15 protein-coding genes are annotated in these 14,461 nt (G+C 59.8%); all 15 read left to right on the plus strand.

Annotated elements, in window-relative coordinates; all coding sequences use genetic code 11:
- The first annotated feature begins 93 nt into the window (after positions 1-93).
- The 15 genes from Q0526_RS01370 (at position 94) to Q0526_RS01440 (ending at position 14,433) form a co-directional block, all read left to right on the plus strand.
- Positions 94-993, plus strand: coding sequence for a hypothetical protein (locus tag Q0526_RS01370; protein WP_298730114.1), 900 nt, complete (start codon positions 94-96; stop codon positions 991-993).
- Positions 994-1,051: 58 nt separating this feature from the next.
- Complete coding sequence (locus Q0526_RS01375) at positions 1,052-1,363, plus strand: hypothetical protein (RefSeq protein ID WP_298730116.1); 312 nt, start codon at positions 1,052-1,054, stop codon at positions 1,361-1,363.
- Positions 1,364-1,501: 138 nt separating this feature from the next.
- Complete coding sequence (locus tag Q0526_RS01380; RefSeq protein WP_298730118.1) at positions 1,502-2,617, plus strand: DegT/DnrJ/EryC1/StrS family aminotransferase; 1,116 nt, start codon at positions 1,502-1,504, stop codon at positions 2,615-2,617.
- Between the two features lie 2 nt (positions 2,618-2,619).
- Positions 2,620-3,504, plus strand: a complete 885-nt coding sequence (locus Q0526_RS01385) for a glycosyltransferase family 2 protein (RefSeq protein WP_298730121.1) — start codon at positions 2,620-2,622, stop codon at positions 3,502-3,504.
- Between the two features lie 19 nt (positions 3,505-3,523).
- Positions 3,524-4,474, plus strand: a complete 951-nt coding sequence (locus Q0526_RS01390; protein WP_298730123.1) for a glycosyltransferase — start codon at positions 3,524-3,526, stop codon at positions 4,472-4,474.
- 26 nt (positions 4,475-4,500) lie between these two features.
- Positions 4,501-6,048, plus strand: coding sequence for a glucosyltransferase domain-containing protein (locus Q0526_RS01395; protein WP_298730125.1), 1,548 nt, complete (start codon positions 4,501-4,503; stop codon positions 6,046-6,048).
- A 16-nt stretch (positions 6,049-6,064) separates the two neighbouring features.
- Positions 6,065-6,478: an FdtA/QdtA family cupin domain-containing protein gene (locus tag Q0526_RS01400; RefSeq protein ID WP_298730127.1), complete on the plus strand. Its 414-nt coding sequence runs from the start codon at positions 6,065-6,067 to the stop codon at positions 6,476-6,478.
- A gap of 2 nt (positions 6,479-6,480) precedes the next feature.
- The gene (locus Q0526_RS01405) at positions 6,481-7,419 is read left to right on the plus strand and encodes an ATP-grasp domain-containing protein (protein ID WP_298730129.1); all 939 of its coding nucleotides are present in this window, start codon (positions 6,481-6,483) and stop codon (positions 7,417-7,419) included.
- Positions 7,416-8,060, plus strand: a complete 645-nt coding sequence (locus Q0526_RS01410) for an HAD family hydrolase (RefSeq protein ID WP_298730131.1) — start codon at positions 7,416-7,418, stop codon at positions 8,058-8,060. Before Q0526_RS01405 ends, Q0526_RS01410 begins: the two co-directional genes overlap by 4 nt.
- Positions 8,061-8,063: 3 nt before the next feature.
- Positions 8,064-9,122: a glycosyltransferase family A protein gene (locus Q0526_RS01415; protein ID WP_298730133.1), complete on the plus strand. Its 1,059-nt coding sequence runs from the start codon at positions 8,064-8,066 to the stop codon at positions 9,120-9,122.
- A gap of 18 nt (positions 9,123-9,140) precedes the next feature.
- A complete protein-coding gene (locus Q0526_RS01420) occupies positions 9,141-10,247 on the plus strand; it encodes an ATP-grasp fold amidoligase family protein (RefSeq protein ID WP_298730134.1) in 1,107 nt (368 codons plus the stop codon).
- A gap of 10 nt (positions 10,248-10,257) precedes the next feature.
- Positions 10,258-11,265 carry a glycosyltransferase family 2 protein gene (locus Q0526_RS01425; protein ID WP_298730136.1) on the plus strand — a complete coding sequence of 336 codons (1,008 nt, stop codon included), beginning with the start codon at positions 10,258-10,260 and terminating at the stop codon, positions 11,263-11,265.
- Positions 11,266-11,282: 17 nt separating this feature from the next.
- On the plus strand, positions 11,283-12,251 hold the full coding sequence (locus Q0526_RS01430) for a glycosyltransferase family 2 protein (protein WP_298730139.1): 969 nt from the start codon (positions 11,283-11,285) through the stop codon (positions 12,249-12,251).
- A gap of 24 nt (positions 12,252-12,275) precedes the next feature.
- The gene (locus Q0526_RS01435; protein WP_298730141.1) at positions 12,276-13,136 is read left to right on the plus strand and encodes an ABC transporter permease; all 861 of its coding nucleotides are present in this window, start codon (positions 12,276-12,278) and stop codon (positions 13,134-13,136) included.
- Between the two features lie 13 nt (positions 13,137-13,149).
- Positions 13,150-14,433, plus strand: coding sequence for an ABC transporter ATP-binding protein (locus tag Q0526_RS01440; protein ID WP_298730143.1), 1,284 nt, complete (start codon positions 13,150-13,152; stop codon positions 14,431-14,433).
- The last annotated feature ends 28 nt before the right edge of the window (positions 14,434-14,461 follow it).

Genomic DNA, 14,461 nt, shown 5'->3' on the forward strand with positions numbered 1-14,461 from the left:
TGGCCCCTATGGGGCCGTTTTGCAAACCCCACGTTCAACGTGGGGTTATGATTTTCTCGTTGCTTTACAAAAAAGCGATGGGGGATTTATACTATGAATCGAAAGATTCTCTGGAAGGGGGGCATCGTGGTGGAAAATGAGCGCCGCTGTATGCCGGAACGCATCCCGCTGGATGTCTACCAACTGCGGTCCCAGCGTCAGGACCGGCGCGGGCTGACGCTGGTATTTGAAGGGGTGCGGTGGTACATCACCGTGGAGTTCGGTTTTCTGTCCCTTTCGGTGCATAGTGAAAAGGCTTTCCGCCCTGAACCCGGGCGAGCGCAAAGCGGGGATAACGGAGAAACCGGACTGCTGTATGCGCTGGAAAACAGCGCTGATCTGCGTCGGTTTCGGGCGCAAACAACTGCTGCCGGACCGAAGGAAGAACTGCACCATCTGGTGTTTTTGACGGCCGGTGACCGGATCGACGTGATCGCGTGGGGGCTGCCCGCCGTCACGGTGCTGCCGCGGCGCCCCGAAGCGGCAGCGCAGGGAAATGTATCCACGCCGTTGGGCCCGGTGGAGATTCTGGCCGATGGACGGCCGGTACCGTACTGCTGTACGGCGCTACCCTTGCAGACTAGACAGTTTCAGGTGGAAGGGCGCTGGCGGCTGGACTGTCTGCTGCCCGGCACCGCTGCCCCGGTGGAGGTGGTGTGTCGCCTTGCTGCCGATCCGACGCTGCCGGTAACCGGTGGGCCGGAGACCGACGAGGCGCTGGCCTTGCTGAGCCTTAGCTGGCAAAACCACAAGCTGTGCATTGGTACAGAGGGAGACCTGCCGGGGGTGACCTATCACTATGAAGAAAGGGGGCTGCGGCTCCGGTTTTTGACAGGGCCCGGCGTTGTTTCCTTCTATCTGGCATGGTTGCCCATGAGCGACCCGGTGCGGCAGGAACTTGACCCTTGGCTTGCCGCCGACCCGTCGCGGGACGAAACACGGTGTCAGCCCTGAACCGTCTGGTGCATATCCACCCTGCCTTCGGGCACACTAGCCACGGAGGTGGATTGCAATGACCTATCTGGACTGTGCGCAGTACGATTGCTGCCACAACAAAGCGGGGGCCTGCTGTCTGGGCAGCATCAAGGTGCACCATGCGGGCGAGAAGGACGCGGTTTGTACCAGTTACCGCTGTAACGAGGGCATGGGCAATGTGGCGACCGATAATGCCCCCGCCACGGCAGAAACAGAAGTCCGCTGCGACGACAAGGGCTGTAAGTATCTGGAAGGGCGCAGCTGCTGCGCCGACCATGTCTGCGTGGACGAGTGCGGCTGCGGCCCTAAATGTGCCACCCGCAAAACGGCACGGAAAAGCCGTCAGTAAGCCGAACAGGGCGTTCCCCTTCAAGGGGACGCCCTGTTTTTTACGGTTGCGAAAGCGCCCGAATCGTTGTATAATAAGACGATATAGTAGGCGGCGTGCGCCCGCCTGCCAATTTTTGTGAAAGTAGGCGTGCTGTCTATGGCCAATTCGCCGATTTCGGTGCCGTTTGTCTCCTTCCGTCCCATGGAAAAAGAACTGGACGGTGCTCTGCGTGCAGCCTTCGACCGGGTGCTGCAAAATAGCTGGTATATTGAAGGCCGCGAGGATGCAGCCTTTGAGGAAGCCTTTGCCCGGTATTGCGGTACCGACTATTGCGTGGGCTGCGGCAACGGTTTGGATTCGTTGGTGCTGATCCTCAAAGCAATGGGCATCGGGGCCGGGGACGAGGTCATTGTCCCGTCCAATACCTTTATTGCCACGGTGCTGGCCGTCAGTTATACAGGGGCCACCCCGGTGCTGGTGGAGCCGCTGCTGGCTACCTACAATCTGGACCCCGACCGCATCGAAGCCGCCATTACCCCCCGCACCAAGGCCATCATTGCCGTACACCTCTATGGCCAGTGTGCCCAGATGGATGCCATCACCACCATCGCCAAGGCCCACGGTCTCAAGGTCATCGAGGATGCGGCGCAGGCCCACGGTGCCACCTGGCAGGGCCGCCGGGCGGGCAGTCTGGGGGATGCCGCCGGGTTCAGTTTCTACCCCGGCAAAAATCTCGGTGCGCTGGGCGATGCAGGCTGTGTGACCACCAATGATCCCGACCTTGCCAAAAAGGTACGGGCACTGGGCAACTACGGCAGTGACGCCAAGTATCATCATATCTATAAAGGACAAAATTCCCGGTTGGATGAACTGCAAGCCGCCTTTTTGGCCGCCAAGCTGCCCCATCTGGACCGGATGAACGCCGAGCGCCGCCGCATTGCGGCCCGCTATCAGGCGGGAATCACCAACCCGGCGGTGGTGCTGCCCACGGTGGCTGCCAACTGCGAGCATGTCTACCATATCTTTGCTGTGTGCTGCAAGGCCCGGGATGAGCTGGAAGCGCACCTGAACGCCTTGGGTATCGGCACCAACAAGCATTATCCCACCCCCATCCATCTACAGGGGGCCTACCGGGAACTGGGCCTTGACCGCGGTGCGTTGCCCATTGCGGAGGAAATCTCCGCCACCGAACTGAGCCTGCCCATGTACTACGGCATGACCGAGGAACAGGTGCAGGCCGTCATCGACGCTGTCAATTCGTTTAAGGAGTAACCATGCCAAACGTCGGGATCGTCATCTCCAACTATAATGGCTGGCAGGATACCGTCCAATGTCTGGAAAGTCTGGACAAGCAGACCTACCGGGATTTTGAGATCATCCTGCTGGACGATGCTTCCACCAATGATTCGGTGGAGCAGCTGCGGCCGCACCTGCCCGCCAACACGGTGTTTTTGCCCCAGCAGGCCAACATCGGCTTTGCCGCCGCCAACAATGTGGGCATTCGTCGGGCGCTGGCCGACGGCTGCAACTGGGTGCTGCTGCTCAATAACGATACGGTGGCTGCCCCGGATTTTCTTGAAACATTGCTGCTGGAAACGCCGGAAGGCACTGTAAGCTGCCCCAAAATGCTGTTCCTCGATCCGCCGGACGAGATCTGGTTTGCCGGCGGGGAATTGGACCGTGCCACGGGGCGGGTCAAGCATCTGGGCGGGCACGAAAAAGACGGCCCTGCTTTTGCGGAAAAAAAGCAGGTGAGTTTCATCACCTTCTGCTGCGTGCTGCTGCCCCGGGACGTGATCGAACGGGTGGGTTTCCTTGATGAAACGCTGTTTATGTACTGCGAGGATGTGGACTACTGCATCCGCTTGGCTGACGCCGGGGTGCCGCTGTGGTTTTTGCCCGACGCCAAAATCTGGCACAAAGCCGGTGGCAGCGCTGGGGGAATGTTGTCCGTGTATTACATCACCCGCAATACGCTGTATCTGACCTGCAAAGGAAAGAGCCATTTGTATAGCCGGGCCAAAACCGTGGGGCCGCTGGTCACCGGCGCGGCGCGGTATGCGTTGACCAAACTGTTGGGTCGCAAAAAGGGACGCAGCTATGGTGCGTTCCGCGGTGCGCTGGATTTCTGGCGCGGAAAAATGGGCCGGATGGCCTAAACCGGAGGGAGGGCCGGAGATGGAAACTTTGTTGACGGTGCTCGTCGCCCAATACCGGCCCGACCCGCAGGCGCTGCGGCGGACGTTGGCCTCGTTGGCGATGCAGACTACCCGGGATTTTGCGGTGGTGCTGGCCGATGATGGTTCGCCGCAGAATTTTTTTGCGGACAGCCAAGTCTATCTGGCGGAGCATGGCATCACCGCCGTGCAGACCGTAGCCATGCCGCAAAACGGCGGTACGGTGTGCAATATTCTCCATGCGGCGCAAAAGGTATCCACCCGTTGGATTTTGACCTTGTCGCCGGGGGATTATCTCTACGACCAAGACACGCTGGCTTGGTGGCTGCAACGGCTGCAAACCGATGCGCCCCGGGTGGCGTTTGCCAAACAAGCCTACTATACGCCGGGACCGGAACCGACCCCAGCCCCGGGGGAGACCCCTTTTGACCGTACCCCGTACGATCCCGCCCACTACCAGCCGGACGTGATCAAGCGCAATCTGCTGCTCTACGATGACGGTATCAGCGGCTGCGGCATGGTGTACGAGCGGGACCTGCTGGTGGAGGCGTTGCAGCTGCTGGCCGGACATGTACGGTTGGCTGAGGATTTCTCGGTGCGGCTGTTTGCCGTGCGGGGCATTCCCATCCGGCGCTACGACCGTCTGACCACGTGGTATGAATATGGGGAAGGCGTCTCCACCAACGAGTCGGCCCGCCAACGGATGGCCGCCGAGTGGCGCGCCATGGTGGAACTGCTCTACCGGCAGTATCCCAAAGACCGGACGGTCCGGCTGGCCCACGCCTATTTCTTCAACGACCGGCACAAAAGCCGGTTGGTACGTGGGCTGGTAGGCCGGTTGATCGTACCCCAGAACGCCCCCTTCAAGAAGGCGCAGCGCAGCTGGCAGCCGCCGGTCAACGGCGAAGAGGCGACGCTGCGGGCTATCTATGCGGCGGCGTCCCAGCCCTGAACAATACACAAAGGAGAACCTTCTTCATGCAACCGATGTTGGACAGTCTGGAACAGCGGGTCTATGCCTGCCGTAAACGGGTCGACCTGCCTTTGCTGGGCACCGTGTCGCTGGCGGCGCTGGTCTGTATGCTGTTGGCCCATGGCTTTGCTTTTACCAACCTGTTTCCCAACCACGACAGCACGGTGCTGGTCTTTGATGCCCAGTGGACCATGTATGTGTTGGGGCGTTGGGCGCAAAACCTCTATTTCCCGCTGGTGCGGGGCAAGGTAGCGGCGCCGTGGCTCATTGGTGCGTTCAGCACGGTGTATGTGGCGTTGGCCGGTTACTTTATTGCCTATCTGCTGCAGTTGCGCCGGGGCGCTGCTGCGCTGCTCACCGGCCTATTGGGGGCCTGTGCCAGTGTGACGGCCATGCTGGCCACCTATACCTATGAGACCGACGCCTACCTGTTGGCCATGCTTTTGGCCTGCGTGGGGGTGCTGTGTGTCGAAAAAGCGCCTGCACCGTGGGGGGCCGTCATGGCGGCCTTCTGCTTCTGTGGGTGTCTGGCCCTCTACCAGTCTTACATCCAGTTCGCGCTGGGGCTGTTTTTGCTGTTGCTGGTGCGGCGGGCCTTGCAGGATACCCCGTGGCGGGCGTGGCTGCTCCACGGCGTCTATGGGGTGGTTTCGCTGCTGCTGGGCGGGCTGCTTTACCTGATTTCCGTCAAGGTATCGCTGGCGCTGACCGGGTACCAACTGGCCGATACCGGCAACGGGTTGGCCCAGCTCACTCGACTGGGGCCTGCGGCACTGCTGGCAGGGATCCCGGCGGTGTACAAAAATTTCTTCACCACCCTGCTGGGGTATTCTGGTTGGAATGACCGGGGCATGCGGGTGGCGGCAGCCTTGCTTCTCTTGGGCAGCCTGATCGGGCTGGTACTGCGGCTGCGGGGACGTTCGCTGCGCACCGTGGTGCAAACCTTGCTGGCGGTGGCTCTGCTGCCGCTGGGGCTCAACTTGATCTATCTGCTGGCATCCGGCAATGTGTATATCCTTATGCAGCATGCGCTGTTCCTCGTCTATGCACTGCCGCTGCTGCTCTGGAGCGAGGCCAAGCAGGAACTCCGGCCGCTGGGCCGCTGGATGCTGGCGTTGCTGTGCGGGTTTATGATTCTGCGAATGGCCATCTGCGCCAACGGCGCCTATGTCTATACCAAGTTGGTCTATGACCAGACCGCCCGGCAGATCACCGCCGTTATGGCCAAAGTACAGGAGCTGCCCGGTTACGAGGAAGGCGTTACCCCGGTGGTGTTTGCCGGCGAGTTTACCGATTCCCAGTTTGCCTACCATGACCCGGCCTTCAGCTGGTATGAGGAAGGGGACCTGCATCAGGTCAATTCGGCCCTCACCTACGATGGTACCATCAAGTGGTGGTTCCAGCATGTGATGGGCAGTTCGGCCAATGTGGTGGCCGACCAAGCCCAGCTGGATGCATGGGCGGAGGATCCCCGGGTGCAGGCAATGCCCAGCTATCCCAACGGGGACTATTGCGCGATGATCGACGGCACGGCAGTCGTCCGCATCTCCTGAAGAAAGGCGGAAAAGGATGATACTTCAAACCATCAGCATGAAAAGCGTTACGGCGGAAGGGATGGGCACACTCTCTGTCTTTGAAGGGGAGCGGGATGTTCCCTTTGCCATCCAGCGTATCTACTATATCTATGGTGCCCCCAAGGGGGTACAGCGGGGCGGTCATGCCCACAAGGCGCTGCGGCAGGTGCTGTGGTGCCCCTACGGCAGCATTCTGATCCGGTTGGACGACGGCCATGAAAAGACCGAAGTGTTGCTCAACGATCCGGCCAAAGGCCTCATCGTGGAGCACTTCATGTGGCGGGAGATGATCTGGCAGCAGGAAAATTCGGTGCTGTGTGTGGCAGCGGATTCCTACTACGATGCCGACGACTACATCCGCGATTACGATGAATTTAAACGGATGGTTGCATCCGCCCCGGAGGCTTGACCGTGCATAACGTATTGCTATTATCCGCCGGAGTGACCACCGGCTGGCATCTGGCGCAGGTAGCCCAGCAGTATTTTGCCGATGAGATCACCCTGCATTTAGCGGACATCAATCCCCGGGAACTGGTTCCGGCAGCGGTACTGACCGAACACTACCATCAGGTGCCGCCTTTGGCCCAACCGGGGTACGAGGAAGCGATTTGCCAAATCTTGCGGCAAGAACACATCGATACCATCGTGCCGTTGATCGACCAAGATCTGTTCCGCTGGGCGGACGATGCCCCGAACCTGACCGCGTTGGGGGTACACTCCACGGCGCCTGTGCGCCGCACGGCGGAACTGCTCAGCGACAAGGCGCAGATGGCGGCTTTTCTGCAAGCCCATGGTCTGCCCACCCCGCCGCTGGTAGACCCTGCCCAGACCGAACCGGGGCGTCTTTATGTAGTTAAAAAGAAGATCGGCTGCGGTTCACAGGGCATGCGCACCGTGGTGGGCGGGCAGCCTTTGACGCTGGAACCCGGGGAGCTGTTGCAGGAAAAGTGCGACGGGGATGGCCGGGAAGTCACGGCGGAAATTTTCAATGCGCAGGGGCAGCTGCGGGTCTTTTGTCGGGAACGGGTGGTGACCAAGGCGGGGGTTTGCACCAAGATGGTGCCGCTCCATCTGCCGGAAATTGAAGAAACCATCCAGAAACTGGTGCAGATCGTACCTTGTCCGGCGGCTTTCTGCGCCCAGTTTATGCAGCATCGAGGCCATTGGAATCTCATCGACTGCAACCTGCGCCTTGGTGCGGGCACGGCGCTGGCCACTGCGGCCGGGTTCCAGTTGGTCCGAGCTTTTTGGGCCAACGTTTGCGGGCAGCCGGTGCCTGCGGACTGGCTGCAGCCAGACCCCACCGTAAAAGCGGTGCTGCGGGTCTATGAGGAAGTGGTGGTTCGGTGACAGTCTATTGTGACGTGGACGGCACCCTGCTGGACAGCAGCGCCCGTCATACCCGCCTGCTGCAGGACCTTCTGCAGCAGGACGGCTGCCTGTGGCCGGAGGATGCGCCGGACTATTTGACCTATAAAGCAGACGGGCACAGCACCCGGGCGTGGATGGAAACCGCCGGCTTTTCCCCCGAACAGGCCGCCGGTCTGGCAGCCCGGTGGCAGGCCCAAATCGAAGACCCTGCCTATCTGGCCATGGACCGCCCCTATGAGGATGCCGTGCCTTTTTTGCAGGCGGTGCGGCAGTTGCCGGCCCAAATCGTGTTGGTTTCGGCCCGCCAGAACCCCCAAGCCCTGCGCAAGACGCTGGCGGATTGCGGTTTGCTGCCGCTGGTGGAGGAACTGCTGGTGGTGCCGCCCCGGCATGCTGCCGACGAGAAAGCGGCACGGTTGCGGCCCCGTATCTGCCCCGGCGACTGCATGGTGGGGGACACCGAGGCCGACCTGCGTGCGGCACAGCAGCTAGGCATTCCCTGTTATCTGCTAAACCGCGGCTTTCGCAGCCGTCGGTACTGGCAGCAGCAGGGGCTTCACGCTTGGGACGACCTGCCGGCTGTCCTGCGTGCAATCACCGACCCAAACAAGGAGGACTGAGCGATGGCGCAGCCAAAGGTCAGCGTACTGATATCCTTTTACAATTTGGCCCCCTATGTGGATGAGACCCTGCGCAGTGTGGTGGGGCAAAAGACCGATTTCCCGGTGGAGATCCTCTGTGCCGACGACGGTTCCGATGACGGTACGGTGGAAAAACTGCGGGTCTGGGAGCAGAACTATCCCGACTCGGTGCGGGTTTTTGTGATGGATCGCATCCCCGGCGCCAAGTATGAAGCCAACGAGCGCATCCAGCGGATGAATGCCATCCGGGGACGCCTGTTTTATGAGGCCAAGGGAACCTATGTCTGCTATCTGGATGGCGACGACTTCTACACCGACGAACACAAGCTGCAAAAACAGGCGGACATTCTGGACGCCGACACCGAGCATCGCTACATCGGCTGTGGGCATAACGGCTGCTATTATTGGGAGAGCACCGGCGAGACCAAGCCCATCGAGCGGCCTTTGCGGGAATGCAGCCTGACGGCGGAGGAGTATTGGAGCTTCCTGTACGTACACACCAACGCTATGATGTTCCGCAACATCGGGCTGCAGGGCATTGACCCCTATACCAGCGGCATTCCCATCATCGACAACCCGCTGACCTTCCAGTTTTTGCCCTACGGCGATATTTATTATCTGCCGGACTGCATGTTCAACTACCGCCAGATGGAGGGCAGCACCTACCATCGCCGCAGTCCCTACCAAAACGATATTCTGACGGCGTTGATTTTATATGAACAGCGTACCATCACCCGCAAGTTTGACGGAGCAGGGCTGGTGCGGTTCCTGCGGGAATACCAGTCCCTGTTTGCGGACCGCAAAAATCCGCAGCTCACCACCGAAGCCCAGACCTATATGGAGAATATCCACACCTACCATGCGGGTCGGCTGCGCCGTATCGTCAACTACAACAACGAGTCGGCGCTTTCGAAACTGTGGTGTGAATTGGAAAATCCGGTCTGGTTCTTTGTGGCGAAGGTCTACCGCCATTGTATCTGGAAACCGAAGGTCCGTGCCCTGCTGGAGGAAGCGCGCCAAAAGCAGGAACAGAACGCCTGAACAGGGGAGTGTTACCACATGGAAGATATGCATGAACTCAGCGCAGAGGAGCAGGCACGCCTGCTGCGCCATGAGCTGGAAGCTGTATACGGCTCTTCCTCCTACAAAATCGGGCGGGCCATTACTTGGCTGCCCCGCAACGCTGTCCGGGCGCTGAAATATCTTTTGCACAACGGTCCCGTCACCAGTGTGCGGTATCTGGTGATCTATGCCAAATACCATAAGATCGCCAATAAAAACTATGCCTACTGGGCCTGCCTGAAAAAGAAGGACTACCCCGAGGCCCTGAAAAAGTGGTTCTTGGAAACCAACTACACCCACACCCCGCTGGATCTGGAACATCCCAAAACTTTCAGCGAAAAGACCCAGTGGCTTAAGCTCTACGGCGGGTTTGAGGAAGTCTATCCGCTGGTGGACAAGTACACCGTGCGGGAGTGGGTCAAGGAAAAGATCGGGGAGGAGTATCTGATCCCGCTGTTGGGCGTCTGGAATCGATTCGACGACATCGACTTCGACAAACTGCCCGATAAGTTTATGCTCAAAGTCAACCACGGCGCCGGGTGGAACATCGCCGTGCAGGACAAATCCAAGTTTGATAAAGCCGATGCCAAGCGCAAAATCGAAACTTGGCTCAAGCTGAACTACTGCTACCTGATGGGCGGTCTGGATGTCCAGTATATCCACATCAAACCGCGAATCATCGTGGAAAAGTTCATCGAGAACGACGGCGGCGACCTGTACGACTACAAGATTTTCTGTTTTAACGGGGAACCCAAGATCATCCTGCACATTCTGGAACGGTATACCGACAAAGAAGAACGGATGATCTTCTATGATGCCGATTGGAACTTGCTGCCCTTCAACATCAATGTACCGCTGGAACAACCCGACATTCCCCGGCCCCAGAATCTGGAAAAGATGCTGGAACTGGCCCGTACACTGAGTCAGGGCTTTACGGCGGTGCGGGTGGACCTGTATTCTCTCAACGACGGTTCCATCAAATTCGGCGAGATGACCTTCACCACCGAGAGCGGCATCTCCCGCTGGCACCCCGAGAGCGCCAACGAATACATGGGCAGCCTGATTCATCTGCCGGGCGTGGACGACGCGCCCGCCGCACCGTAAAGGAACCGCTATGCCGCAAACCAAACCGATTCTCACCGTGATCGTGCCGGTCTATAAGGCCGAAGCCACGCTGGATGCCTGTGTGCAGAGCATCCTAGCCCAGACTTTTGCCGACTTTGAGCTGCTGCTCGTCGACGATGAAAGTCCCGACAACTGTCCGGCTCTCTGCGATGGATGGGCCGGGAAGGATGCCCGCATCCGGGCGCTCCATCCGCCCAAAACGGGACCGGGACCGTCCGGCGCCCGCAACGCCGGGCTGGATGCTGCCCAAGGCGATTGGATCACCATGGTGGACAGCGACGATACCATCGCCCCTGACCTGTTTGCCACCCTGTATCAGGCAGCCCAAGAAAGCGGCGCGGAACTGGTTATCTGCAACAGTTGCCGCCGTTTCGAGGACGGCACTCTGCAGCCTCATGCGCCGGAACAGTGCTTTGCTTCGGATGTGCTGCTCGACGAAGAACAGTTTTGGGATGCCTTCAACACCCCGTGGATCAGCCAGTTTACCGGCACAGCCCACCGGCTCTACGCTGCCAAGCTGTTTGATGGGGTACGCTATCCCGAAGGCATGGTCCACGAGGATTACTACGTCCTGCCCGATCTCATTGCCCGGTGCCGCCGCATTCAGTGTCTGGCCTATACCGGCTACTATGTGCTGCAGCACACCGGCAGCATCACCGAGACCGCCCGCCGGGAAGTGCGGTTGGCGGTCACCCGGGGGGACATCCACCGGGCCGGATATTTCCTGTCCCGGGGCTGGTATGACCGGGCCGAGGGCGCCCTGACCGATGCGGCACTGTTTCTCTACCGCAATAAGGCCGCCTACGACCTGCGCAAACCCGGCCACCGGGAAGAGTTCAACGCCACAAAGGCGGAACTTTGCCATACCTACGACGCATTGGCCACCCAAAAGGGGGCGCGCTCGCTGCAGTTACGGGCCGCGGCGCTCCGGGCCGGACTGCCGGTGTTTTATGCCTATACCCGCCTGCTGGCCCTGCGCCGGGGCGGAACATCCTGACGAAAGAGGAAATTGCTATGCCTGCCATCAGTGTCATCATACCGGTTTACCGCGTGGAGCGGTATCTGGATGCCTGTGTCGCCAGCGTGGTGGCCCAGACCTTCCGGGATCTGGAGATCGTGCTGGTGGATGACGGCAGCCCCGACGGCTGCCCGGCCCTGTGTGAGGCATGGGCCCGCAAGGATCCCCGCATCCGGGTGGTCCACCGGGAAAACGGAGGGCTGTCGGCGGCGCGCAACAGCGGGCTAGCAGTGGCCACCGGACAGTTTGTGACCTTTCTGGATGCCGATGACACGCTGGAACCCGACACCCTGCGTCAGGCATGGGAGGCCCAGCAAGCACACAATGCGGAGATGGTCATCATCAATCTGGTCTATGTGGACGAGAACGATCAGCCGCTGGGTAAGCCGGATTTCACCATCTTTCGGGACGAAGTGCTGGACGAGGACGGCGTGTGGCAGCGCTACTTTGCGCTGGGGGAACAGAAGGTATACTACGCCATCGCGTGCAGCAAACTGATCAAAGCGGACCTGTTCCGGGAACTGCGTTTCCGGGAGGGTAAGCGGTATGAGGACCAATTCCTCATGCCCCATCTTTTGCATCAATGCCATACCATCGTCTGTCTGGCCTACCCGGGGTACCGGTACATCCAGCACAGCGGCAGCATCATGGCGCAGGGGTCCAGCCGCAACTATCTGGACCGCAGCGAATTCTTGCTGGAGTGGTGTGATTATTTTGCCGATAAAGGTGACATGCTGCGGGCCGAAGGCCTGCTGAATGACGCTATCCAGAATCTTAGCGAAAAATACCGCTTTGACCTGTCCACCGCCGCCCAGCAGCAGCGGTACCGCACTGCCTGTCGGGGGTGTGCGGCGGCGTATGGCCGCTTGGCCCGCCGTACCGGCCAAAAGAGCATGTGGCTGCGCGCCGCGCTGCTGCGGCTGGGGCTGCCGGTCTATCTCAAATTTCTGCACAGCAGGCAGTGACCTGCTACCCAAAAGGAGCCAACCATGGAACAAACACAAAAACAGTACCACGTGCATTACAGCCCCGCCAAAGGGTTGTCCCATGTGGACTTTGGGGAGCTGTGGCGCTACCGGGACCTGATCTGGCTGTTTGTCAAGCGGGATTTCGCCATTATGTACAAACAGACGGTGTTGGGCCCGGCGTGGGTGCTGATCAACCCCTTGCTCTCGGCGGCTATGTATACCGTCATGTTCGGCGTTATCGCCGGTATGTCCACCGGCGGCGTGCCGCAAGGCCTGTTCTATCTGGCGGGCACCGCCCTGTGGGGCTTTTTCTCGGCCTGTATCAACAAAATTTCCGCCACGTTTACCGCCAACTCGGCCATCTTCAGCAAGGTGTATTTTCCGCGGCTGACTATGCCCATCTCCACCATGCTGTCCGCCCTGATCAACTTCCTGCTGCAGTTTGTAATGTTCTTCCTGCTGCTGATCTACTACGTGGCAGTGGGGCAGGTGTCCCCCCATTGGGCCCTGATGCCCCTTACCGTGCTGCTGCTGGTGCAGGTGGGGTTGCTGGGGCTGGGCTGCGGCATCATTGTTTCCAGTCTGACCACCCGCTACCGTGACCTGATGGTGGTAGTCAGTTTCGGCGTGCAGCTTTGGATGTACGGTACGCCGGTGGTTTATCCGCTCTCCACCGTGTCCGGCATGAGCCGGGTGCTCTATGCGGCTATGCTTTTCAACCCCATGACCGCACCGATGGAAACCTTCCGCTATATCTTCTTCGGGTCGGGACAGGTCACCCTGCTGATGTGGGTCATCTCGCTGGCGTGGACCGCCGTTCTGCTGGCGCTGGGTCTCTCGCTGTTCAGCAAGGTGGAAAAGACCTTCGTGGATACCGTGTAAGGAGGAGCGCATCATGCAGCAAGACAACAACATCATGATCCGCGTCCGGGACGTGAAGAAGCGCTATAAGATCGGCCAGATCGGCGGCGGTACGCTGCGGGGTGACCTGCAAAGCTGGTGGGCGCGCAAGCGGGGCAAAGAGGACCCCAACACGCTGATCGGCACCGACCAGCGGCTCATTGGCACCACCTTTATGGCGCTCAACGGCGTCAGCTTTACGGTGGGCAAAGGCGAAGCGGTGGGCATCATTGGTTCCAACGGCGCGGGCAAGAGTACCCTGCTTAAACTGCTCACCCACGTGACTGCCCCCACCGAGGGGGACATCGACCTCTATGGTCGGGTGGCCTCCATGCTGGAGGTGGGTACCGGCTTCCACCCTGAAATGACAGGACGGGAGAACGTCTACCTCAACGGCGCCATTCTGGGCATGACCCGGGCGGAGATCGACGCCAAGATGAGCGAGATCATCGAATTTTCCGAGGTAGGCGACTTCATCGACACGCCGGTCAAACGGTATTCCAGCGGCATGTACGTCAAGCTGGCCTTCAGTGTGGCGGCCCATCTGGACAGCGAAATCATGATCATGGACGAAGTGCTGGCCGTAGGCGACATGAAGTTCCAGAAAAAGTGCCTGACCAAGATGCGGCAGGCAGCTACCCGGGACGGCAAGACGGTTTTGTACGTCAGCCACAATATGGCCACCATCCGGGATCTCTGCGACCGGTGCATCGTGCTGGACCAAGGCAAAATCATCTTTGATGGCGATGTGGATACCGGCATTGCGCTGTATCTGGCCACCAAGGCCCAGAGCGGCAATTTTGTGGACTATACCAACTACCAGCGGGAAAGCTGGTGTCAGGCCGATGATCTGCGCATCCGCAATGTGCGGTTTGCGGCAGCCTCCATCGAGTCGCTGGAACGCCGCGAGCCGGTGCGGCTGGAGATGGTCATTGACGCCAAGCGGCCGCTGGATCAGATCGGCCTGCGGTTTGAGGTCCGGGACGAGGTAGGGGCGCCGCTGGCGACCTCCTGCCTGTACGGCCTGGCGATGCAGACGGGGGAAAACCGGCTGGCGCTGGAATATGATCTCTCAATGCTTTCGCCGGCCCAGTACAACACCTACTTTACGCTGTTCGCTCTCGGGGACGGCGGCGGTCACAGCGACGAGGACTGCGTACCGGGCCCCCGGTTCGGTATGGTGGATACCGTGGCGGAAAAACAGCGCATCGAATGGAACGCCCGGCACTGGGGGCTCATCCAACTGCCCGACGCAAAACTTTTGTCTGCCAACGGCTGATTCAGCTTATAACACTAGGAGGCGGCTC

Source organism: uncultured Subdoligranulum sp., from assembly GCF_937890665.1.

Bases quoted from the DNA above. Each gene is read 5' to 3' on its own strand.
- Q0526_RS01370 (WP_298730114.1), top strand. From the start codon at position 94: ATGAATCGAAAGATTCTCTGGAAGGGGGGCATCGTGGTGGAAAATGAG.
- Q0526_RS01375 (WP_298730116.1), top strand. From the start codon at position 1,052: ATGACCTATCTGGACTGTGCGCAGTACGATTGCTGCCACAACAAAGCG.
- Q0526_RS01380 (WP_298730118.1), top strand. From the start codon at position 1,502: ATGGCCAATTCGCCGATTTCGGTGCCGTTTGTCTCCTTCCGTCCCATG.
- Q0526_RS01385 (WP_298730121.1), top strand. From the start codon at position 2,620: ATGCCAAACGTCGGGATCGTCATCTCCAACTATAATGGCTGGCAGGAT.
- Q0526_RS01390 (WP_298730123.1), top strand. From the start codon at position 3,524: ATGGAAACTTTGTTGACGGTGCTCGTCGCCCAATACCGGCCCGACCCG.
- Q0526_RS01395 (WP_298730125.1), top strand. From the start codon at position 4,501: ATGCAACCGATGTTGGACAGTCTGGAACAGCGGGTCTATGCCTGCCGT.
- Q0526_RS01400 (WP_298730127.1), top strand. From the start codon at position 6,065: ATGATACTTCAAACCATCAGCATGAAAAGCGTTACGGCGGAAGGGATG.
- Q0526_RS01415 (WP_298730133.1), top strand. From the start codon at position 8,064: ATGGCGCAGCCAAAGGTCAGCGTACTGATATCCTTTTACAATTTGGCC.
- Q0526_RS01420 (WP_298730134.1), top strand. From the start codon at position 9,141: ATGGAAGATATGCATGAACTCAGCGCAGAGGAGCAGGCACGCCTGCTG.
- Q0526_RS01425 (WP_298730136.1), top strand. From the start codon at position 10,258: ATGCCGCAAACCAAACCGATTCTCACCGTGATCGTGCCGGTCTATAAG.
- Q0526_RS01430 (WP_298730139.1), top strand. From the start codon at position 11,283: ATGCCTGCCATCAGTGTCATCATACCGGTTTACCGCGTGGAGCGGTAT.
- Q0526_RS01435 (WP_298730141.1), top strand. From the start codon at position 12,276: ATGGAACAAACACAAAAACAGTACCACGTGCATTACAGCCCCGCCAAA.
- Q0526_RS01440 (WP_298730143.1), top strand. From the start codon at position 13,150: ATGCAGCAAGACAACAACATCATGATCCGCGTCCGGGACGTGAAGAAG.